Annotated in this window: 22 protein-coding genes; 3 read left to right on the top strand and 19 right to left on the bottom strand. The window is 38.5% G+C overall.

Annotated elements, in window-relative coordinates; all coding sequences use genetic code 11:
• Positions 1-101: 101 nt before the first annotated feature.
• The 10 genes from purF to DK858_RS04900 all read right to left on the bottom strand — a co-directional run bounded on the left by purF (position 102) and on the right by DK858_RS04900 (position 10,133).
• On the bottom strand, positions 102-1,619 hold the full coding sequence (gene purF / locus DK858_RS04945) for an amidophosphoribosyltransferase (protein ID WP_109396436.1): 1,518 nt from the start codon (positions 1,617-1,619) through the stop codon (positions 102-104).
• Between the two features lie 30 nt (positions 1,620-1,649).
• A complete protein-coding gene (cvpA, locus tag DK858_RS04940) occupies positions 1,650-2,141 on the bottom strand; it encodes a colicin V production protein (protein ID WP_023581692.1) in 492 nt (163 codons plus the stop codon).
• A gap of 185 nt (positions 2,142-2,326) precedes the next feature.
• Positions 2,327-2,977: a cell division protein DedD gene (dedD, locus tag DK858_RS04935; RefSeq protein ID WP_109396435.1), complete on the bottom strand. Its 651-nt coding sequence runs from the start codon at positions 2,975-2,977 to the stop codon at positions 2,327-2,329.
• Complete coding sequence (gene folC / locus DK858_RS04930) at positions 2,967-4,265, bottom strand: bifunctional tetrahydrofolate synthase/dihydrofolate synthase (protein ID WP_109396434.1); 1,299 nt, start codon at positions 4,263-4,265, stop codon at positions 2,967-2,969. Before folC ends, dedD begins: the two co-directional genes overlap by 11 nt.
• A complete protein-coding gene (accD, locus tag DK858_RS04925) occupies positions 4,258-5,220 on the bottom strand; it encodes an acetyl-CoA carboxylase, carboxyltransferase subunit beta (RefSeq protein ID WP_072063195.1) in 963 nt (320 codons plus the stop codon). The genes folC and accD overlap by 8 nt, the downstream gene beginning before the upstream one ends.
• A gap of 169 nt (positions 5,221-5,389) precedes the next feature.
• On the bottom strand, positions 5,390-6,091 hold the full coding sequence (locus DK858_RS04920) for a DedA family protein (protein ID WP_098942343.1): 702 nt from the start codon (positions 6,089-6,091) through the stop codon (positions 5,390-5,392).
• A 24-nt stretch (positions 6,092-6,115) separates the two neighbouring features.
• The gene (gene truA, locus DK858_RS04915; protein ID WP_228407178.1) at positions 6,116-7,000 is read right to left on the bottom strand and encodes a tRNA pseudouridine(38-40) synthase TruA; all 885 of its coding nucleotides are present in this window, start codon (positions 6,998-7,000) and stop codon (positions 6,116-6,118) included.
• Positions 7,000-8,010: an aspartate-semialdehyde dehydrogenase gene (locus DK858_RS04910; protein ID WP_109396433.1), complete on the bottom strand. Its 1,011-nt coding sequence runs from the start codon at positions 8,008-8,010 to the stop codon at positions 7,000-7,002. The genes truA and DK858_RS04910 overlap by 1 nt, the downstream gene beginning before the upstream one ends.
• Before the next feature lie 48 nt (positions 8,011-8,058).
• Complete coding sequence (gene pdxB, locus DK858_RS04905) at positions 8,059-9,201, bottom strand: 4-phosphoerythronate dehydrogenase PdxB (protein ID WP_109396432.1); 1,143 nt, start codon at positions 9,199-9,201, stop codon at positions 8,059-8,061.
• Between the two features lie 149 nt (positions 9,202-9,350).
• On the bottom strand, positions 9,351-10,133 hold the full coding sequence (locus DK858_RS04900) for an AraC family transcriptional regulator (RefSeq protein WP_109396431.1): 783 nt from the start codon (positions 10,131-10,133) through the stop codon (positions 9,351-9,353).
• 120 nt (positions 10,134-10,253) lie between these two features.
• Between DK858_RS04900 and DK858_RS04895 the strand changes: the two genes are divergently transcribed.
• Positions 10,254-11,174 carry a DMT family transporter gene (locus DK858_RS04895; RefSeq protein ID WP_072063201.1) on the top strand — a complete coding sequence of 307 codons (921 nt, stop codon included), beginning with the start codon at positions 10,254-10,256 and terminating at the stop codon, positions 11,172-11,174.
• A gap of 562 nt (positions 11,175-11,736) precedes the next feature.
• Here the strand turns inward: DK858_RS04895 and fabB are convergent.
• Positions 11,737-12,948, bottom strand: coding sequence for a beta-ketoacyl-ACP synthase I (fabB, locus tag DK858_RS04890; protein WP_109396430.1), 1,212 nt, complete (start codon positions 12,946-12,948; stop codon positions 11,737-11,739).
• A gap of 205 nt (positions 12,949-13,153) precedes the next feature.
• On the opposite strand from fabB, the gene mnmC reads away from it, so the two are divergent.
• The gene (gene mnmC, locus DK858_RS04885; RefSeq protein ID WP_109396429.1) at positions 13,154-15,202 is read left to right on the top strand and encodes a bifunctional tRNA (5-methylaminomethyl-2-thiouridine)(34)-methyltransferase MnmD/FAD-dependent 5-carboxymethylaminomethyl-2-thiouridine(34) oxidoreductase MnmC; all 2,049 of its coding nucleotides are present in this window, start codon (positions 13,154-13,156) and stop codon (positions 15,200-15,202) included.
• A gap of 94 nt (positions 15,203-15,296) precedes the next feature.
• On the opposite strand, the gene DK858_RS04880 is transcribed toward mnmC, so the two are convergent.
• The 7 genes from DK858_RS04880 to prmB all read right to left on the bottom strand — a co-directional run bounded on the left by DK858_RS04880 (position 15,297) and on the right by prmB (position 21,196).
• Positions 15,297-15,845 carry a GNAT family N-acetyltransferase gene (locus DK858_RS04880; RefSeq protein WP_109396428.1) on the bottom strand — a complete coding sequence of 183 codons (549 nt, stop codon included), beginning with the start codon at positions 15,843-15,845 and terminating at the stop codon, positions 15,297-15,299.
• Between the two features lie 109 nt (positions 15,846-15,954).
• Positions 15,955-16,851, bottom strand: a complete 897-nt coding sequence (locus DK858_RS04875) for a hypothetical protein (protein WP_109396427.1) — start codon at positions 16,849-16,851, stop codon at positions 15,955-15,957.
• Positions 16,852-17,179: 328 nt separating this feature from the next.
• Positions 17,180-17,452 (bottom strand): YfcL family protein, encoded by a 273-nt coding sequence (locus DK858_RS04870; protein ID WP_006533359.1) that lies wholly within the window; start codon positions 17,450-17,452, stop codon positions 17,180-17,182.
• 153 nt (positions 17,453-17,605) lie between these two features.
• Positions 17,606-18,160, bottom strand: coding sequence for an elongation factor P hydroxylase (locus DK858_RS04865; RefSeq protein ID WP_109396426.1), 555 nt, complete (start codon positions 18,158-18,160; stop codon positions 17,606-17,608).
• 18 nt (positions 18,161-18,178) lie between these two features.
• Positions 18,179-18,979: a sulfite exporter TauE/SafE family protein gene (locus tag DK858_RS04860; protein ID WP_109396425.1), complete on the bottom strand. Its 801-nt coding sequence runs from the start codon at positions 18,977-18,979 to the stop codon at positions 18,179-18,181.
• Positions 18,980-19,147: 168 nt separating this feature from the next.
• Positions 19,148-20,233, bottom strand: coding sequence for a chorismate synthase (aroC, locus tag DK858_RS04855; protein ID WP_109396424.1), 1,086 nt, complete (start codon positions 20,231-20,233; stop codon positions 19,148-19,150).
• Between the two features lie 84 nt (positions 20,234-20,317).
• Entirely contained in the window at positions 20,318-21,196 is an 879-nt protein-coding gene (gene prmB, locus DK858_RS04850; protein WP_235376248.1) for a 50S ribosomal protein L3 N(5)-glutamine methyltransferase, read from the bottom strand.
• 634 nt (positions 21,197-21,830) lie between these two features.
• Here prmB and smrB point away from each other — a divergent pair.
• The gene (gene smrB, locus DK858_RS04845; protein ID WP_109396422.1) at positions 21,831-22,373 is read left to right on the top strand and encodes an endonuclease SmrB; all 543 of its coding nucleotides are present in this window, start codon (positions 21,831-21,833) and stop codon (positions 22,371-22,373) included.
• Positions 22,374-22,474: 101 nt separating this feature from the next.
• Here the strand turns inward: smrB and sixA are convergent, their stop codons facing one another.
• Entirely contained in the window at positions 22,475-22,948 is a 474-nt protein-coding gene (sixA, locus tag DK858_RS04840) for a phosphohistidine phosphatase SixA (protein WP_109396421.1), read from the bottom strand.
• Between the last annotated feature and the right edge of the window lie 85 nt (positions 22,949-23,033).

The following is a 23,033-nucleotide window of genomic DNA, read 5'->3' as shown; positions in this document are numbered from 1 at the left end:
TATCTTTATTAATCATTATGATGATTAACCCTCAAAAAACAAGCGTCGATGCAGAACACACTAGCATCGACGCTTTATAAGGGAGATATTTTACCGAAAAATTAGCCTTCGTTATAGATTTCCAAATTTTCTATTTCATTCTGATCACGGATCTTATGTTCATCATCACGACGTAGATTTTCTAAATAATCCAAATAATCTTGGTCAATATCTTTCGTAATATAAACACCGTCAAATACAGAACATTCAAACTGATTAATATCAGGATTCTCTTCTTGTACCGCAGCGATTAAATCAGTGAGATCTTGGAAAATAAGTCCATCAGCACCAATTAATTTACGAATTTCATCCACCTCACGTCCATGCGCAATAAGCTCATTGGCATTTGGCATATCAATGCCATACACATTCGGGAAGCGAACTTCTGGCGCAGCTGAAGCAAAATAGACTTTCTTCGCACCCGCTTCTCTTGCAAGTTCGACAATTTGCTCTGACGTTGTACCACGTACAATAGAATCATCAATCAACAGAACATTTTTATCACGAAATTCTGCGCGATTTGCATTCAGTTTACGTCTCACTGACTTACGGCGCTCTTGCTGACCTGGCATAATAAAAGTACGACCAACATAGCGATTTTTGACAAAACCTTGGCGATAAGGTTTATTGAGAATATGCGCAATTTCTAAGGCAATATCGCAAGATGTTTCAGGAATGGGGATCACAACATCAATCTGTAAATCATCCCACTCTTTGGCAATTTTAGCGCCTAATTTCTGCCCCATACGTAAACGTGCATTATAAACCGAAATTTTATCGATAAAGGAATCAGGGCGAGCAAAATAAACATACTCAAATAAACAAGGAATTAACTGCGGATTTTCGGCACATTGGCGAGTAAACAGTTGCCCTTGCTCTGTGATATAAATCGCCTCACCCGGCGCAACATCACGTAAGAATTCAAAACCTAAAGTATCAAGCGCAACACTTTCAGATGCGACCATATATTCATGGCGACCATCATCTAAAGTACGTTTACCCAATACTAACGGACGGATACCAAAAGGATCACGAAAAGCCAGTAAACCGTGACCGATGATCAAAGCAACACAAGCATAAGCACCGCGGAGTTTTTTATGCATTGCTGCAACGGCTGCAAAAATATTATCAGGCTCAAGCGGGAAATGGTCAAAACGGTCTAATTCATATGCCAATACATTAAGTAGGATTTCAGAATCAGAGGTGGTATTGATATGGCGACGCGCTGTTTCAAATAATTGGCGACGTAATAAATGCGCATTGGTTAAATTACCATTATGCGCCAACGTAATACCAAAAGGGGAATTCACATAAAAAGGCTGCGCTTCTGATGCACTAGAACTACCCGCTGTTGGATAACGGACATGCCCTATCCCGATAGTACCTTTTAAACGCAACATATGACGGGTTTCGAACACATCTTTAACCAGTCCGTTTGCTTTACGAAGACGGAAACCATTGTTACCGTCTATCGTTGCAATGCCTGCTGCATCTTGACCTCGGTGTTGTAACACCGTTAACGCATCATAAATTGATTGGTTTACTGGATTAGCTCCAGCGATACCGACAATACCGCACATGAATAGATCCTCATCAGCCAGACGGAGAGGTTATATTCTCTCCGACACGAAACTTGACGCATTTTGTAGGTAGTCAAAGAACCACCTAATAATATGGTTGAATTGAGGAATAAGTTCAGAACGTTGCCAATCAGCGCTATCTGCCATAGGCGTAAACGCGCCTAAAACAAAAAGTAATGCTGAAACTATCAGCACGCCTCTTAAAGCCCCGAAACAGACCCCCAATACACGATCTGTACCTGATAACCCTGTGCGTTGAACAAGAGAGCTAATCACATAATTCACCACAGCACCGACAATCAGTGTCGCAATAAATAACGTGACTATTGCAATCCCGTTACGAACCAGCTCATCTTCAAACCGGGTAAAATAGACGGCAAGATAAGGATAAAACTGACTAGCAACAAAGAAACCACAACCCCAGGTGATGAGTGACAATGCTTCACGAACAAAGCCACGGATCAGGCTGACTAATGCGGAAAAACCAATAATGGCAATGATGGCGTAATCTATCCAGACCATAAATTTTTTATCCAATAATGATGCTCCGCATTAATACGGAAGCATTCTAACAGAAAACGAAAACGTTTGCGTAATGCTAATTTTCGCTAATTTCAAAATAATTTACGGCGATATGAAAAATCATAATCGCCGCAATAAGTTAACGCTTTGTTACATCACTCATCTGATGACTCGTTTAGAAAAAATTAAGGCTTATATGCCCTTACCTCACCTTGTAACCCAGTAAGCTCTTTTAAATGAGGCAAAATAGCCTGTAATTCTGACTTAGATGCACTAGGACCAATGTAAATTCGAGTTACTTGTCCTGCAACTGGGCGAGCGGGTATGGTATATACTGGATAACCTGAGAAATGCATTTTCGCAATAATTTCTTCTACCTTCGCCGCATTTTTCAACGCACCTAATTGAACAACCCAAGCCTCACCTTTTGGTGGCTTAGTTTCTTGCACTGGCGGTGTGGATGGTTGTACCGGTGGCGTAACCACAGCAGGAGGCTCTGGTGTAGGGGTTGGTTGTGGTGATGGTTCTACTGGTGTAACAGGTACAACAGCAGGTGATTCAGGGGTTGTAACGGCAGGTTGCTCAACGCCAGTCACTGCTTCAGAAATCATACCTTCAGATGCACCTTCTGATGGAGTCGAAGGCACAGAAGTTTGCTCTATCGGGGCGATAGATTCTATTTCTTGCTCATCACCTGGTTTGGGTACTAAAGGAATAGAGGCGAACTGGTCTTCGTTATATTTCTTATCGCCGTCGAGTAGAGCAGGTAAAAAAATAACCCCTACTGCCACCAATACAACGGCACCGACTAAGCGATTTTGAAATTTACTTGCCACCCACACGCTCCTTTTCCAAAAGTTCCATTACATGTGCGACTGTATGAAATGAACCACAAACCACAACAATATCGTTAGGTGCAGCATCAGAGATGGCTTGTTGCCATGCATTTTCAACACTATCGAATACCATTGGCTTCTCAAGATGCTGAGCTAACACCTCAGCAGAAGCACCACGAAACTCATTAAGTGGAGCAACATACCAATGATCAGCTAATGGTGTTAAGCACGCTAATGTTCCTGCAATATCTTTATCACCCAGCATACCAACAACAATACGTACTTGAGTATCAGATTTTTTCGGTAATTGTGATAATTTTTCCGCTAAATATCCTGCAGCATGAGGATTATGAGCCACATCAAAGATAACCAGAGGATGTTGCGAAATTACCTGAAAACGCCCCGGCAATTGAGCACGAGACATACCTTCAACAATACTGTGCTGTGTTATCGCTTGGCTGATTTTATCATCAGATTGGAGTAAGCAACGAATAACACCCATTGCTGTTGCAGCATTGGCTAGCGGAATATTAGGGATTGGTAATGCATCAAATTCACAGTCAACACTACGCCAATGCCAATGCTCACCTTCAATAGCAAAAGACCAATCTGCTCCTCGGCAAAAAAGCTTAGCTTGTTTTTCATTAGCAACTTGGGCTATGGAATGAGGCATATCCGGTTCACCTACAACAGCATAGTGATTGGCTCGAAAAATACCAGCTTTCTCGTGACCAATATGCTCCCTATCAGCACCTAACCAATCAGTATGATCGAGGGCAATACTTGTAATAGCAGCAACGTCCGCATCAACGATATTTGTCGCATCTAACCGACCACCTAATCCTACTTCAAGAATAACGACATCAAGTTGTGCTTGTTGAAATAACTTCAGCGCAGCTAAAGTGCCATATTCAAAAAAGGTCAGCGAAATATCGCCTCTAGCTTGTTCAATTTCTGCAAAAACTTCGCAAAAAGCACTTTCGGAAAGCTCTTTGCCTTGGATACGAACGCGTTCTGTATAACGAACAAGATGAGGGGAACTATAAACGCCGACTTTCAATCCTGATGCCATCAAGATTGACTCTAGCATATGACAGGTAGTGCCTTTTCCATTTGTACCTGAGACAGTAATTACCTTAGGTGCGGGACGTAACACGTTTAATACTTTTCCTACCTTGCCTACTCGCTCTAACCCCATATCAATGGCACTGGAGTGTAAATGTTCAAGATAAGAAAGCCACACCGACAAAGGCGATGTGGCTTTAGGAGCAGTTATGATATTAGACATCTTCTTTTTTATTCGTTTCGATGTTAATTTCTGGCTCGTTGTCTGTAGACTCAATTTCATCAGCAATCATTTCTTCACTAATGATTTCATCTTCATCTTCGACTAAATCATACTGAGTCAGCTTAGCCAGTAATTCAGCTAGCTCATCACGCATTTCAGGGCGGCGAATAATCATATCAATCGCCCCTTTTTCTAACAGAAACTCACTACGCTGGAAACCAGCAGGTAGTTTTTCACGTACTGTTTGTTCGATAACACGAGGACCAGCAAAACCAATTAGTGCTTTAGGTTCAGCAACGTTGATATCACCTAACATCGCTAGACTTGCAGAAACACCGCCCATTGTAGGGTCTGTCATGACAGAAATATAAGGTAAGCCACGCTCCTGCATTTTTGCTAATGCTGCACTTGTTTTTGCCATTTGCATTAATGACATCAGCGCTTCTTGCATACGAGCGCCACCACTTGCAGAGAAACAAACTAATGGACAGTTATCTTCTAGTGCTTGTTCAACAGCACGAACAAAACGAGCCCCCACAACAGAAGCCATTGAACCGCCCATAAACGCAAATTCAAAGGATGCAGCAACAACTGGCATCTTTTTCAGCGTTCCTTTCATAACAACTAATGCATCTTTTTCTTGCGTTTGTTTTTGAGCAGCGCTAATTCTGTCTTTATATTTTTTAGAGTCGCGGAATTTCAGAATATCTTTAGGTTCTAATTCGCTACCTAATTCTGTTGTGCTTCCTGTATCAAGGAAAGTCTCAAGGCGACGGCGCGCTGAAATGCGCATATGGTGATCACATTTAGGGCAAACCTCTAAATTACGCTCTAATTCTGCGCGATAGAGAACCTGCCCACAGCTGTCACATTTAGTCCATACTCCTTCTGGGATATTGGCTTTACGTGAACTTGTGATAGTGCTTTTGTTTAGAATTTTTTCAATCCAGCTCATTAATGGACCTTTTCGTCTGAATCTGACCTTCGCCAGTAAAATTATTGTTAGCGTATCAACCACAATACACTGGCTGTGTGGTTAGCAAAGTTTATGATGATACCGCTTACTGAATTTCAGCGCATCTCTTTATTATGGCTATTCTACGGCAAAAACTTGTGATAACTGCTCAAACCTCTTTGTTATCACTTTCTTTCTTCGCTTTTGCACTCGCTCTACGATGGCGTAAGATCTCAATAACGCCCGGTAAAATAGAAATAACAATAATGGCAACAATTAGCAATTTTAAGTTCTTTTGAACTATATCTAAGTCACCAAAAAAGTATCCTGCATAAGTAAATAGCAGTACCCATACAATTGCCCCAGTAACATTATAAAAGGCAAAGTGACGATATGACATTTTACCCATTCCTGCAACGAATGGTGCAAAAGTTCGGATAATCGGCACAAATCTTGCCAAAATTATTGCTTTACCACCATGCTTTTCATAAAAAGCATGGGTTTTATCTAGATATTCACGACGGAAAATCTTTGAATCGGGCTTACTAAATAGTTTTTCACCAAAAAGTCGCCCAATAGAATAGTTAACAGCATCCCCTAAAATGGCAGCACAAAGTAGCAGTAAAACAATAATATGAACATTCACATCATTGGTTTCTAGTGAAGCTAAAGCGCCAGCAACAAATAATAAGGAGTCTCCGGGTAAGAAAGGCGTTACCACCAACCCTGTTTCACAAAAAACAATCAGAAACAAAATGGCATAGACCCATGTGCCATATTGTGCAACAAGCTCTGCTAAATGCGCATCAATATGTAAAATAAAATCAATTAGAAACTTAATTAAATCAACAAATTGTGTTAATATTTCCATAAATCCTCAGAAAACTGGGTGTCTTTATGATTGAGATATTTCAATAGGATTATCCGCTAAAAATAGTGGACCCATTGCAGGTTTTGGTAATTCAAAATGATCAGGATAATCTACAGAAACTAAATACAATCCATTCGCTTTAGCTGTTGCTGCAGCTTTAGTTCTGTCTTTTAAAGCTAATAATTCAGCCATCCAAGTAATATCCTGATTGCCACACCCTATTTCCAAAAGGCTGCCAACAATATTTCTCACCATATGATGAACAAATGCATTCGCTTTAATATCCACAACAACATAGTCACCATATCGAGAAACATTGACATGCATAACATTACGCCATGGCGTTCGCGATTGACATTGAACCGCTCTAAAAGAAGTAAAATCGTTTTCACCAAGTAAACATTGCGCAGCTTGGTGCATACGTTCAGCATCTAAAGGATAATGAAAATGCGTCACTCCAGATGACAAAATAGCCGGACGATAACGATGATTAAAAATCACATAGCGATAACGTCTTGCCGTTGCGCTAAAGCGAGCATGAAAATCATCAGACACAGTTTTGACCCAACGTACAGCAATATCCGCCGGTAAATGAGTATTAACCCCCATAGTCCATGCGGGATCTTTGCGGTGCGCAGTTGTTTCAAAATGGACAACTTGCCCCGTTGCATGGACGCCAGCATCAGTTCTTCCCGCACAAAACACAGATATAGGCTCATTAGCCACCTGTGAAAGAGCTTTTTCTAACCGTTCTTGCACACTGCGCACTTCATTTTGGCGTTGCCAGCCATAATAGCGGCTACCATCATATTCAACGCCTAAAGCAATTTTGATTGTTGTGCTTTCAGAAGTAACCGCTGACTTAGTCAAGGGTTGTTCTGTCACTTCAGCACTCACTTGCGCATTCATTAGTAAAACTGCTCCTGCACTAATTGCTCTGCCACTTCAACAGCCATTAATGCCCCACCAAAGCGCACGTTATCTGCTACTGACCAAAATTGTAAAGCTTCAGGCATACCATAATCATTACGGAAACAGCCTAAATTTAAACTCACATTACCAGATGCATCAGTGACTTGAGTTGGAAAGTCATTTTCATCACTGATATTAAGATCTTCATTTTCTTGTAATGTTTCACGCGCTTCATCACTTCCGATTGGACGTGACGTTTCTAATTGTACTGACTGTGCATTACCATAGAAAACAGGCGCTTGCAGTGTAGAAACAGAAATTGGCAAGCCTTCATCTTGTAAAATTTTACGAATTTGATCAACCATACGACGCTCTTCTTGTATAGAGCCTTCGTCATCAACCATTAAAGGTAAAATGTTAAATGCTAACTGCTTATTAAAACGACCTAATTCAGGAGGAATACCGTTAAGTAAACGAGCACTTTGCCCTGCCAGTTCATCTACGGCTTGTTTTCCAAAACGGGAAACAGACATTAAATTTGTCACGCTAAGACGCGTTAAACCCGCTGATTCTGTTAATGGATTAATAGCACGTAATAATTGGCTCACCATGCTATCAGCAATAGAAACAATATTACGAGTACGATATTCCGCTAGCATTGCACTGTTCACACCGGGAACAACCAACGGCACATCCCAATCCATTGCAAAGATGCCACTACAATCAATAACAATACAGCCAGCATCAGCTGCTTGTTGTGCGTATTGCGCACTGATTTCTGTTGGCGCGGCAAAAAAAGCCAACTGAATATCAGCCCACTCGATATTGTTAATACCTTGAACTGCAACACTTTTACTGTTTACACGCACGGATTTCCCAATGCTATCTTCACTTGCGATTGCAGTTAATTCACCAATGGGAAATTCACGCTCTTGTAGCAGTTCTAAAATCGCTTCACCAACAGAGCCTGTTGCACCAACAACTGCAATATTCCAACCTTCTCCCATAAGATATCCTCCAATACCATAAAATTTTTAAAATAATATTTTGCTTTATTATTTGTGTGTAGCACTTTTATATGTCGCACTAAAGCCAATTGCATTTAATGTATCAACCGTGATTTGATTATCACAAATGACGTGCAATGAAGACCACTCACGGCGTACAGGATAAAATTTGCGTAATTTGTCAAATTCTCCTTTTATTCCTGCCACTTTTCGTAATGGTGCATCATCACGACGCACATCATAAACAAGATGAATAAGTTGCTTTAAAAGTGTTTGTGTTAACTCACCTTGTACTGAAATAGTGGAAATAGTAGGTGCTGGCAATAATGTGGATAATTCAACTTTTTGAGGCTGCCCAATAAAATCACAATAAGCTTCAAAAACTTGAGTTGTTCCACGCGCCTTACCTTCTAAGGTATAACCTGCAATATGTGGTGTTGCGATATCAACTTTATTTAATAACTCAATAGAGAGATCTGGTTCTGGCTCCCAAACATCCAATACAACGCGTAAGGATTTACCTTTCTCAAGTACAGACAATAATGCTTGATTATCAATAACCTCGCCACGACTCGCATTAATTAAAATACGTCCTTCAGGTAATTTTTCGAGGTTGCTCTCATTAATTAAATGATAACTTTTGTATAAGCCTGATTTATTGAGAGGTGTATGGAAAGTTAGAATATCTGCTTTTTCTAACAATGTTTCCAATGGATAAAACGCTTCATCATCACCATTATCTGCTCTTGGTGGATCGCAAAGTAAAACATTTACTCCCAATGCACGAAGGCGTGTTGCTAATCGTCCCCCCACATTTCCCACACCAACAATACCGACAACTTTATCAGTTAATTGAAAGTTATCTTGCTCTGCTAGCATCATCAGTGCCGAAAATACATACTCAACGACCGCAATAGCATTACAGCCAGGGGCTGATGAAAAACCAATTTGTTGCTGTTCTAACCATGCAATATCGACATGATCGAAACCCGCAGTCGCCGTTCCAACAAATTTCACTGGCTTGCCTGATAATAAGGATTCATTGACTTTAGTAATTGATCTCACCATTAAGGCATCAGAATCATTAAGCTCATCAGTAGGTAATGGGCGACCAGAAACAGCTTTTACCTCACCTAATTGGCGGAAAAGTTGTTCCGCATAAGGCATATTTTCATCAACCAGAATTTTCACGGTGTTATCTCACTGATTTGGTATTTATATGTGTAAACAATCAATCGAAAAATAAAATTAAGCGGCCTATTTTGCCACTTATTCACCGCAAAGCCTATTATTGACAGTAAAATCCGCCTAGATTTTAAGTAAATAAATGAAAAGAAAGCTTAACAATTGGGTAACCGACGAAAACGTTCAGGTGTTGTACCAGCAAATTGTTGAAACATCGCAATAAAAGAAGATGAAGAGCTATATCCCACATCAAATGCAATTTCATTCACACTTTTCCCTTGCTCTAGTAAAGAAATTGCATGTAAAAAGCGTAGACGCTTACGCCATTCACTAAATGACATACCTAATTCTTGTTGGCAACGACGAGAGAGTGTTCTTTCTGAGGTATAACGCTTTTTAGCCCACTCTTCTAACGATGTATTATCAGCCGGATCCAGCTCTAATGCAGAAAGTATTGGGGCGAGTAGTTTATCTTTAGAAGAAGGTAAGTAAGTATGATGAATCGGCGAAATTTTAAGTTGATCTATCAACACTTGCGCTAAGCGAAAATCTTCTTCTGTTTGTGGTTTACACACACCACGATGAAAAAAATCAGAAAATATCGTTGAAAAAATAGCACTTAATTGAATTAAGCACGGTTTATCTAACAAACCTTCACTCCAACTTGGTGCAATATCTAACACTTTAAAAGAGAGTGTCTTTTTATTGTAGCTAGCATGCCCTACATTTTTAGGTATCCATACACTAAATTCTGGGGGTGCTAAAAACCGCTGTCCTCCTGCTTCTAAATCCATGACACCAGAAATCACATACAATAACTGACCAAAATCATGTTGATGATAAACAAACTCAGTTTCAGCTAATAGTTGCTCATCACGAAATCGTACCGTATCTGGATCAGACAATAACCATTGCATTTTCTGTTGTTCAATTGTCATCGTTATGTTGTTCTCTTGTCATATTGTCTTTATTGGTCTATCGGTTGTCTGGTTTTCATTATATATATCTAATCAGACAAGCTTACAATAGCGGCCTGGTTTAAAATAGATGTGAGAACAATGAAAAACGCAATTTTTCCGCTTTTAGCGGTGTTAATCTGGTCCATTAATGCAGTCGTCAATAAAGCAGCAGCGTCTGTTATTGATCCTGCTGCAATCTCTTTTTATCGTTGGTTCCTCGCCTTTTTAATTATGACACCTTTTTTGATTATGCCTGTTTGGCATCATCGTAAAACCGTCAAGCAATATTGGTGGAAGTTATTTATTCTTGGTGCATTAGGGATGGTGATGTACCAAAGTTTAGCTTATTATGCGGCTCATTATGTTAGTGCGACATTTATGGGGATCCTAAACTCTCTCATTCCATTATTAACCGTAATTATCAGTATTTTTGTTTTACGTGTTGTACCTACGGTTGGTATTGTTTTAGGCACAGTGCTTTCAATTAGTGGCTTAGTTTGGTTAATTAGTCGTGGCGAACCCTCTCAGTTACTTTCCCAAGGCTTGGGTTATGGTGAACTGATGATGTTTATCGCTTCGGCGTCATACGCTCTTTATGGTGTATTAACAAAACGATGGTCAATTACACTCCCTAACTGGCAATCACTTTATGTGCAAATTGGATTTGGCGTTCTGTTATTATTGCCAAACTTCTTTCTTGCTGAAAGTGTTGCATTAACAAAAGATAATATTGGATTGGTTATCTTTGCTGGTATCGGAGCTTCTATTCTTGCACCTTATTTGTGGATTTTAGGTGTGATGAAATTAGGTGCAAATACAACCTCTATTTTTATGAACCTAATGCCATTATTTACTGCAATGATTGCTATCGCACTTCTTGGTGAAGAAATGCATAGTTATCACTTAGTGGGTGGGGGTATTGTGTTACTGGGTGTACTCTTAGTGCAACAGCTGAGAACACCACTGAATTTCCGACGTCAGTCTGCTCAGAAAAAAGCAGATTGTCATCAGGAGATGTGAGTCAATGTTAAAAAGACAACAATAAAAAAACGCCGGCTAAATTCTTAGCCGGTCCATTCATAATGTTAGGTTTAATAAATAAAACTGACACAAGAAATCAAAGTATAAAATATAAAGTAATACAAGTATCCGAAGCAAACATTACCAACTTTTATATTAAATAGCTCCTACTTATTTGTAATAAAATAACCCAGATCAATTTTTTTGCGCTCTTTTTGTCTTATTCAACTTTTCTATTCATCTAACTCCATATAAAACAAAACATTTAATGATTTTGAGTAAATTTAAATTAAACGATTGAAATAAAATGAACAGACTTTATCTTTCTTCATATAAACAACATATTAACAAAATCGTCTATTTAATTAGAGTGATAAAATGAGCAACTATTAAGAAATGTATTTTTTAGCATTATTTATATAAAGTTTTTTAACGATTTTTATTAGAAATAATATCTTTATTAGAATAAAAAATTATTTTACATAGTAAAATTCAAATAAAAAAAACAGACCCCATTAAAAATGAAGTCTGCTTTTTAATAAGAAAATATAAGTATATCTAACTATTTTTTATATTTACTCATAACTAATGAAGCATTTGTACCACCAAAACCAAAGCTATTTGACATTACCGTCTCTAGCTTCTGTTCTGTTGGTTGAGTGATGATATTCATACCCTTTGCTTTATCATCTAATTCTTCAATATTGATGCTTGGCGCAATAAATCCATGCTCTAACATCAGTAGGCTATAAATTGCTTCATGCACACCAGCAGCACCTAATGAGTGGCCAGTCATTGCTTTTGTTGCTGAAATAGCTGGTGTATGCGAACCAAACACTTCCGTGATAGCTTCAAGCTCTTTTAGATCGCCAACTGGCGTTGAAGTACCGTGTGTATTGATATAATCAACTTTCTCAATACCTTGCATTGCCATTTGCATACAACGTACAGCGCCTTCACCTGAAGGTGCAACCATATCTGCACCATCAGACGTTGCACCATAACCTACGACTTCACCATAGATATGAGCACCACGCGCTAATGCGTGTTCTAACTCCTCAACAACCACAATACCGCCACCGCCAGCGATAACAAAACCATCACGGTTTTTATCGTAAGTACGAGAAGCTTTGGTTGGGGTTTCGTTATATTTAGTTGAAAGTGCACCCATTGCGTCAAATTCGCAAGTCATTTCCCAACTTAACTCTTCACCACCACCAGCAAATACAACATCTTGTTTGCCTAACTGGATAAGTTCAACGGCATGACCAATACAGTGTGCTGATGTTGAACAAGCAGAACTGATTGAATAGTTAACACCTTTAATTTTGAAAGGGGTTGCTAAACAAGCCGAAACACCCGATGCCATTGCACGAGTTACCATATAAGGACCTACGCCACGTAGACCTTTTGCTCTCATGCCATCAGAACCTTGAACTTGGTTACGTGGCGAACCACCACCAGAACCAACGACTAAGCCAGAACGAATATTAGAAACTTGGTCTTCTGTCAGACCTGAATCAGCTATCGCCTCTTGCATAGATAAATAGGCATAAACCGATGCGTCGCTCATAAAACGGCGGATTTTACGGTCAATAAGACCTTCAGTATCAAGCTTAACGTTGCCCCAAATGTGGCTACGAAGCCCCATCTCTTTAAATTCTTCTGAGAAAGTTATCCCGGAACGACCTTCTTTTAAAGAATCCAGCACTTCTTTCTGGTTATTACCAATGCTCGAAACAATACCCAGACCCGTGATCACTGCGCGCTTCATTCATACCTCTTTACAATAATAGTTGTAGCTGCGGGATTTCTGAGTAGCACTTTAGCGTACAGTTGTACGCCGAACAAGTCCGATCAGGATCTTTTTTACAAAAATAGAGATAAGCCGATAAAACACTTTCCCCTTTAAGGCTGGCACAAGCCACCTAACGGCGCTAAGATATTGGTTAATTTTTTCGAGAAATACAGGCAGTTCCGTGAATAATAGCCCGATAAATACTGCGTCTTTAAGTTGGAATGAACTTGGTACGCCTATCTCTGAACAATTTGGCGATATTTACTTTTCAAACCAAGATGGTCTAGAAGAAACTCGACATGTATTCTTACATGGAAATCATTTTCCATCACGTTTTGGTACACATGTACGCTCTGAATGCGTTATCGCAGAAACAGGGTTTGGCACAGGACTGAATTTTCTTACTCTTTGGCAAGCATTTGAGCAGTTTCGTCAAACAACACCTGATGCAAAACTACAACGTTTGCATTATGTCAGTTTTGAAAAATTTCCACTCACTAAAGAAGATTTACACGTTGCCCATAGTCACTGGCATGAACTCGAAAAATATTCACAAGAGTTATGCTCTCAATGGCCTAAACCTATTGCCGGTTGTCACCGCATTATTCTTGCTGATGGGACAATTACCCTCGATTTATGGTTTGGCGATATCAACACCTTATTGCCCCAAACTCGCCAAACACTACATAACAAAATTGATGCTTGGTTCCTTGATGGTTTTGCACCCTCTAAAAATCCACAAATGTGGAGTGAAACGCTCTTCCAAGCTATGGCTGATTCAATGCGTGAAAACGGCACGTTCGCTACTTTTACCGTTGCCGGTTTTGTTAGACGTGGACTACAAAGTGTTGGTTTTGAAATTAAAAAAGTAAAAGGTTTTGGTGAGAAAAGAGAGATGCTCACGGGGTTATTTCCTCATTCACCATCAACCGAGTTTGTTCCTTACTATGCACGACCTAGCGCCACTGAACACAAGGATATTGCAATTATTGGTGGTGGAATTGCCAGTGCATTAATGGCGCTTTCTTGCCTAAGAAGGGGTGCTAATGTCACCTTATATTGTGAAGACAAACAACCAGCGACCAATGCATCAGGTAATCGACAAGGTGTGTTATACCCTTTGTTAAATGGCAAATCAGACGAGATAGAACAGTTTTTTACGGCGGCATTCTTATTTGCACGTCGTACTTATGACAATCTAAGTCAAGCTGGCATTGCATTCTCTCATCAATGGTCTGGTGTTGCTCAGCTTATTTATAATGAAAGAATACGAAAAAAAGCAGAACGGATAATCAATCACTCCGTACCATTTAACGAATTAGCTCGTTATCTTTCTCAAGATAAAATAAATACCCTTTGTGGATTAGATATTAACTACGAAGGACTTTTTTATCCTCAAGCGGGTTGGCTGTCTCCCACAGAGCTAACAACTCAAGTGCTGAAATATGCTCAACAATTGGGCCTAAAGCTACAATTTAATCATCAGGTTACCCAGATAAATGCACAAGATACTTTTTGGTGCTTAAATATCACTCACCACAATGAACAACATGTCACACATTCTCAATCAAAACATGATTGCATTATTTTAGCGAATGGACATCGAATTACAGACTTTACCCAATGTGAGAAATTACCTATTAGCGCAGTTCGAGGGCAAGTCAGTCATATCCCAACAACCGAAAATTTATCAAAACTCGGCACTGTTTTATGTTACGACGGTTATTTTACTCCTGTTGATCCTAAAGATAATTTGCATTGTGTCGGAGCGAGTTTTCGTCGTGATAAATTAGATTTAGAAATATCGCGTCAAGAACAAGAAGATAATCAATGGCATCTCACTCACTGTTTATCTGAAGCTAAATGGACTCAAGATATTGATTTTAGCCAAAATCTGGCGCGTGTGGGCATTCGTTGTACTATTCGAGATCATCTTCCACTATTAGGTGAGGTGCCTGACTTTGAGCGATTAGTTGTAGAATATAAGCACCTAGATAGATTTAAGCGTAGAAGAAAGATCCCTTCATTAGCTCCCGCTTTTCATCAGCTCTATGTTTTTAGCGCATTAGGCTCACGAGGTTTATGTTCAGCACCTTTATCAGCCGAAATTCTTGCAAGCCAAATTTTTGATGAACCTTTTCCAGTTGAAGATAATGTGTTGAATGCCTTACACCCTAATCGTTTTTGGGTAAGAGCATTACTGCGAGGAAAATCGATTGAAGTAAAATAAATGTCTAAGCAACCGACTTGGGTTGCTTGGCTCGCTTATTTTGCTTTTTGTTTCACTCATTGTGAGATCCAACATCATCACATGCTAAAAGAAGCTAAAGCTCAAACTTCATCGCACAGCGCATTTCTTTTACAAATCCCCCGCTTTCAACTTCATCATCTAAGATTTCTTGCAAAGAATGAGGAATTTCACTTTCGGGTAAAATAGAAAAACCTAATCGCTGATAATACGGTGCATTCCAAGGTACATGACGAAAGGTTGTCAACGTAACCGCATCAAACTTATGTAATTTGGCTTCATCTTTGACTTTTTGAATAAGTAATTTACCAATTCCCCTATTTTGCCAGTCTTGACTCACTGAGAGTTCATGAATAAATAAGCTGTTTGGTAAAGGTGTTGTCATAATAAAACCAACCGGCTCATTATCACTATTAACCGCAACCCAATGCCCTTTATGGTTAATAAAGGCTAAATGTTTTTCAACACTTTGTACGCCACTTTCGCTTATCCAACTTAAATCTTCTAAGGTGCTAAATAATTGCCCTGCTGATTGCTCGATAGCAGGTAATTTAATTGCATCATCAATTTGTGTGGGGCGAAGGGTAATATCGTTATTTTTTATTTTGGTTTGTGTTATTGTCATCGAGATTTCCAGTTATGTTCTTATTCTTTAGTGACTTAAATACGTTAAAAAAAGCCACCCGATTGGATGGCTTATAATTGCATTAAATAGATTTTACTCTTTGAATACCTTACTCTTTAGGTAATATACCGTAAGATTGAAACTTACCACTCTCTTTCATAAAATGATTATAATATTTGTTGTCTTCTACGGAGTCTTTCACCACTCTATTAGCATACGCGCTAGAGACAGCAAGTGTCGCCTTATAAAGTTTATCTTTTAATGCGTTATGGATCTTTGGATCATTACTTTCTTTAATTTGATTTAATAATGAAACTAGCTCTTCTGCATCGGCTTGAATATCAGGATCGGTAAATTCAGCTGTCGGTAACATATAGTCTAAATCAAGATTAACAGAATCATTATATTCATCTTCTTGAGTAAACGGAGCTAGATCTTTACTGTATTCCGCCGAAATATATTTAATAAATTCAGGTTTATCAAAGCATTTATTTTTTATGCTACCGTCATTATTTTTATTACGAGTGCGAATTTCATTAGGAAATGGCTCACCTAAAGCATAAGTACACTGAAAAACATTACCATCAATTAATGTGGCATTAGTACTACGCACTGGAAGTTCAAATTCATAGCCATTAATAATAACTGGGTAATCAACAGGTTTAAATTGCTCTGTTTTTCCCTTTACAGCATAAACTTCAGAAAGAGTGTAATACATAAAATTATCAGGATTTAATATGCCACCATTATTGTTGTCATAAACCATAAATCGAGCATTATTACCGGCGCTATCTGTTAAATTATGCTCACCTGGAGGCAGCGTTATGTAACCATTTTTACCCGGCTCAACCTGATATTCTTTACCATCGACGCTAAAACTGATGGCTTTCTCGCTTGGATTACTGTAATAAAACTTATTTTTTTTATTATCTAAATCAAATTGATCACAAGCAGATAAAAATAAAACAGCGCTAGTCAACAGACCTATTTTAAAGAAATTTTTCATCGTATCGTTATCCTTATCATAAATATTCTATGCAAATCATTTGCATCCCGAGAAACATTCCTAAAAAACATTTAAAAGTAATTTTACAGAAATGGCAAGGAGTTACAAAAGATAGCACTATTATGCTTAATCAATGAGAGATACATCGACTTTGAAAAATCAAATAAAAACAATTGATAAATAGTGAAGATCAATTTTTGTATAAAAACCAATCTAATTCAACAGCAAATATCTTAAATATAACTTAAAGACCGTGATTTTAATAAAATATTAAGAAAGAAAAAAACAACCGATTTATGCCGGTTGTTCTCTTAGTCGACATGCAAAATTAATTAATTGAGTTAACTAAATCATGCCATGTAGATAAAACTAATGCTTGATCTGGAGGTGAAAGCTCTCCTGCTTTTATCGCCTTTTGAATGCTCTCTTCTACACGCGCTCTTAACGCTTCTAACTGGGTGTTATTTTCTTGCTCTAGTTCAGCAATAGCCAGTGTAATGTGGCCTTGTAAATACCCGCCTGCAAATAACTCATCGTCAGTAGCATGCTCAACACGGCTATCAATTTTATCTAATAAGTACGCTTCATACTCAGAAAGCATTATTTATCCTCAATATATAATGTTGCTATCTCTTCTATTTACCTTGTATTAGCAAAGCATAAATATGTGTGTTCCAGCAACCTTACTACTTCAGACTCCACCCTATTGGGTAAAACCTTCACAGTGGATAGGCGATAGTAATTCTCGCAATCCCTAATTAACTAAAGGATTTTCCTGATAAGGAAACATCTCTTCCGTTAGCTCTGGGGTATTGTAAAACAAATGTAACGCATTAATAAATAGCTGAGCACGAGGTGGGATGTTTTTGTCTCGTAAATAAGCGAGAACTTGTTCTCTCACTTTATTTCTAAATTCATAACGATCAGGTTCAAAGTTACCCTCTAAATTGTCACAACTAACATTAAAAGGATAACCAGTAGCTTGGCAGAATAACCAATCTAATGCTTGAGGTTTGATTTCTACAACTTCGAACTGCCCTTGTGTCGTTTCATCTCGCCCATCTGGGCAATACCAGTAACCATAATCAACTTGTTGCCGACGAGCCTCTCCGGCGATACACCAATGTGATATTTCATGTAATGCACTGGCATAAAAACCATGAGCAAAAATAATTTGATGATAAGGTGTCTCTTCATTTGCAGGCAAATAAATTGGCTCATCATCCCCTTTAACTAAACGGGTTTGGAAACTTTCGCTAAAACATTGATTAAAGATATCAATTAACTGTTGATAATGATGTGCTGACATTTAAAAAACCATCTGTTCCTAATTAAAAAGTGCAGAAAACCAAAGTGCAATAGTATCGCCATGATTGTCATGTATGAGTTTGATGCTCATCAAAAAGGAGATAATGACCAGCATAGGTCTTATTAATTTTTGCCCTTTTGTTAAGACTAAACCTGCACCTAAGCGAGCACCAATAAACTGCCCACAAAGCATAACTAAACCAATAGTCCAAATAACCTGCCCACCAATGATAAAAAATAGTAACGAGCCAAAGTTAGAGGTAAAGTTAAGTAACTTAGCATGAGCTGTTGCTTTTGAAAGATTATATCCAAGCAACATAACATAGCCTAAAGCGAAAAAAGAGCCTGTACCAGGGCCAAAAATACCATCATAGAAACCGACACCTCCACCTAATATTGCACCAAAAGTATAATAGCCAATACGTTGTTTACTGTCTTGAGCACCAATTGATGGAGTGAGAAGAAAATAGAAACCGATGGCTATGGTAAGAATAGGAAGGGCTTGTCTAAGGATTTCTGGATTAATAAACTGTACCAACATGGCACCAGAAACGGCACCGATAAAAGTCATTAAAATGGCAAATCGTTGCGCTTTTAAATCAATCACTTTTCGACGTATAAAATAGAGCGTAGCCGAAAAAGAACCACCGACTGATTGCAGTTTATTCGTTGCGAGGGCTTGAACAGGCGAAATCCCGGCTGATAACAAAGCTGGAATAGTGATTAATCCACCACCACCAGCAATTGAATCAATAAAACCTGCGATTAAAGCCACCAAGAAGAGAAGAAGGTAGATGCCATCTGAAAAGAGCCAATCCATTTATCTATCCGAATTATTAGGAATGAAGGACGTGTTGCTGTGTTTATCTCATTTATGTTAAAAAACCACAACAACACGATCTGAGCATGATAAAATTAGGCGCTCACACCTTTAAAGCTAACATCAAACTTACAACAGTTTATTGACTTCGTTATTGACTTAGAATGATTACCATTGCATTAGCGGAGGTACAACATCACCACATTGACCACGTTGGCGCAATGCATGATCGAGTAATACAATTGCCATCATTGCTTCTGCAATAGGGATAGCGCGTATTCCCACACAAGGATCGTGACGACCTTTGGTTATCATATCAACCTCTTCGCCATCACGATTAATCGTTTTACCTGCAATAGTAATGCTAGATGTTGGTTTTAAAGCAATATGAGCAACAATTGGCTGACCACTGCTAATTCCACCTAAAATGCCACCTGCATGGTTACTAGTAAAGCCATCTTTAGTAAGTTCATCTCTATTTTCAGTGCCTTTTAATGTTACAACACCGAAACCATCACCAATTTCAATTCCTTTGACAGCATTGATACTCATTAATGCGTGCGCTAAATCTGCATCTAGTCTGTCAAAAACAGGCTCACCAAATCCTACTGGTACCCCTTCTGCCACCACAGTGACTTTTGCACCAATTGAGTTCCCCTCTTTTTTAAGTGCACGCATATATTCATCAAGTGCTTCTAAACGAGAAGGATCTGGGCAGAAAAACGGATTGGTTTCAACAATAGACCAATCAACAAGATCACAAGTAATTGGACCTAATTGAGAAAGATAACCTTTTATTTCAATGCCCATTTTCTCTTTTAGGTATTTTTTGGCAATTGCACCGGCAGCAACACGCATTGCTGTTTCTCGCGCAGAAGAGCGTCCACCACCACGATAATCACGCAAACCATATTTTTGCTCATAGGTATAATCAGCATGACCGGGGCGAAAAACATCTTTAATTTCACTGTAATCTTGAGAACGTTGATCCGTGTTTTCAATCAGTAAACCAATGCTTGTCCCTGTGGTAACACCATTAAATACACCTGATAAAATACGAACTTGATCGGGTTCACGGCGTTGCGTGGTATAACGTGATGTTCCGGGTCTGCGTCTATCTAAGTCAACTTGTAAGTCAGCTTCTGTCAAAGGCAATCCAGGAGGTACACCATCAACAATGCAACCTAATGCAATACCATGAGACTCACCAAAAGTTGTGACTCTGAATAATTGTCCGATACTGTTTCCTGCCATCCCTTTATTCCTATCTTTTACTGTGTGATGTTATCAATATGTTATTTGCAATAAATAACAATCTACCGTCTCATTACTGTGACATCAACGTTTATCAATAGAAAAACTCTCTGAATATTCGACGAGCTGTTCACGAGTCAGCATAAAGACACCGATTCCACCATTTTCAAACTCAAGCCATGTAAATGGAACCTCAGGGAATTGCTCAATAAGATGAACCATACTATTCCCCACTTCACACACTAAAATACCTTTTTCACTCAGATATTCAGGGGCTTTTAGTAAAATTTGTCTTGTAATATCTAGGCCATCAATACCTGAAGCTAATGCTAATTCAGGTTCAACTTGATATTCATCAGGTAAATCCCCCATATCTTCTACATCAACATACGGAGGATTTGTCACAATAATATCGTAAGGCGTTGGGACAATAGCGTTAAATAAATCTGATTGCATTGGGTAAACACGATGCACTAAACCGTGGTTTTCAATGTTGAATTCAGCGACTTCCAATGCATCTTCAGAAATATCAACCGCATCGACTTCAGCCTCTTCAAACTCATAAGCACAAGCAATCGCAATACAGCCACTTCCCGTGCATAAGTCGAGAATACGTGTTGGCTCTTGCTGAATTAAACCATCAAAGTGGTTATTGATTAATTCACCAATAGGAGAGCGAGGGATAAGAACACGTTCATCAACATAAAATTCGTGGCCACAGAACCAAGCGCTATGAGTTAAATAAGGGACGGGAATTTTCTGCTCAATTCGGCTTTCGACAAGCGTAATGATTTCCATCTTTTCAGAAGTTGTTAACTTCGTTGATAACAGTGCATCTGGAATATCTAAAGGAAGTGCAATTGTCGGTAACACTAGCTGTAATGCTTCATCCCACGCGTTATCTGTACCATGGCCATAATAAATATCAGATGAATTAAACTGACTCATAGCCCAACGTAACATATCTAGGATCGTGCTTAGCTCAGCAACCGCTTCCTCTTTTAGTGTTATATCCAAAACTGTTGTCCTCTGAAGAAATAGAAAGTCTGTAGTTTGCCATGAAGATGGTGATAAATCAGCGGGAAACCATAAAAAAACATCACTACCTTATTATTCTCTTTTCTATAACCACACACTAGTTATGGTTTTAAACTTCAATCAAGTAATCAAAAGCAAAATTTACGATCTATTCATACACAAAGGCTAGTGTTTTATACTTTTAATTTAACTTTTATTAGCAATTTAATGATTCTAAACCATACTTAGAGTGTAAAAAAATTAACTGTGTACTCAAATGCGCCTATAGATGTTTTTTATTCAATATGCAGTTACTTGAAAGCAGATGGCTAATTTTAAAGATTATGATGATATCTTTTTATCGCAACCTGAAGATATAACAACGTGTTATGTTCGACAGATATCATGTGCAGAGCAACTTGTTCACTAACCTATATTTGCTAACTAAGTGACTATTTCGGCAGGGTAAATTCCCTGCTTTTTTTTATGCTAAATTTATAACTTATACTTTTTTATCTCTGACACTATTTCATGTACTATTGCCTTATAAAAACAGTAACACTATGAAGAATCGTAAAAAATGAATAAAAAATTTTCATTACCACCTTCTGAAATTGAGTTATTTCAGGAGATGGTAAAAGGCACCAAGAAATTACCTCAAGATAAAATACTTCATTCACCAAAACGTAAGAAAGTGACACACTACGCTGTTGAACGTCTTCAACAAGAACAAGTTGATGCCTCTTATTATTTTTCAGATGAATTTCAGCCTAACTTAGCGACAGAAGGCCCAATGCGCTATTTAAGAGAAGGCGCTAATGCTTATGAATTAAAAAAGCTACGTCGTGGTGATTATGTACCTGAGTTTTTTCTAGATTTGCATGGATTAACACAGCTAATTGCAAAACAAGAGATTGGCGCATTGATTGCAGCATGTAGACGAGAACATGTTTATTGTGCCTGTATTATGCATGGGCATGGCAAACATATTTTAAAACAGCAAACACCACTTTGGTTAGCGCAACATCCAGATGTCATTGCTTTTCATCAAGCCCCAAAAGAATGGGGAGGCGATGCTGCATTATTAGTATTAGTGGAAAACGACGATCTTGCTCGTCGCTAAACCACAAAATACTATCGCATTAACCCTTAAATCACCTATCGGGTGAAATAAGGTATTAATTACTTACTTAGCTTATTGAGCTTAGCTAATTGAATCAAATTTTATTTCAATATCGAAGGTGACACTTGCCATAGCAACGCTCCTGCACCTTTTGATAAATCAAAATCAACACAAGCAATAGTTGATGTTGAAAACATAGGAGCGCATACCGCCGGACAAAGTTCAGCCACAACATAGCCAACCAAAGGTAAGTGAGAAATAACAAGAATATTTTTATATCCTGCATCCCCCAAGGCACGTAAGTAATGTGCAATATGTGAAGGATTCCCTCCGGGAATAAGTCCATCATCAGTTTCTACTTTACTAGGTAGCGCTAAATCTACTTTTACTGCATCCAATGTTTGTTGAGCACGTAAATAAGGGCTGACTAAAACATAATCGATAGTATGTCCTTGCTTTGTCATCCATTCAGCCATTTTTATTGATTCACTTTTTCCACGCTCAGTCAGTGGTCTTAGTGCATCGCTAGCAGCATCAATGGCTGCTTCTCCGTGGCGCATAATAAAAATTTGCATAGTAAATTATTAAACCTATTTTATTTTTGTAATTACTGGTATTTACACTTTTAAGATACTTAATTTAATTCAATTTAAATCAATA

Source organism: Proteus faecis (assembly GCF_003144395.1).
GTDB classification, from domain to species: Bacteria; Pseudomonadota; Gammaproteobacteria; order Enterobacterales; family Enterobacteriaceae; genus Proteus; species Proteus faecis.
The sequence above is the reverse complement of the archived record's forward strand: the minus strand, read 5'-3'. Positions and strand labels throughout refer to the sequence as shown.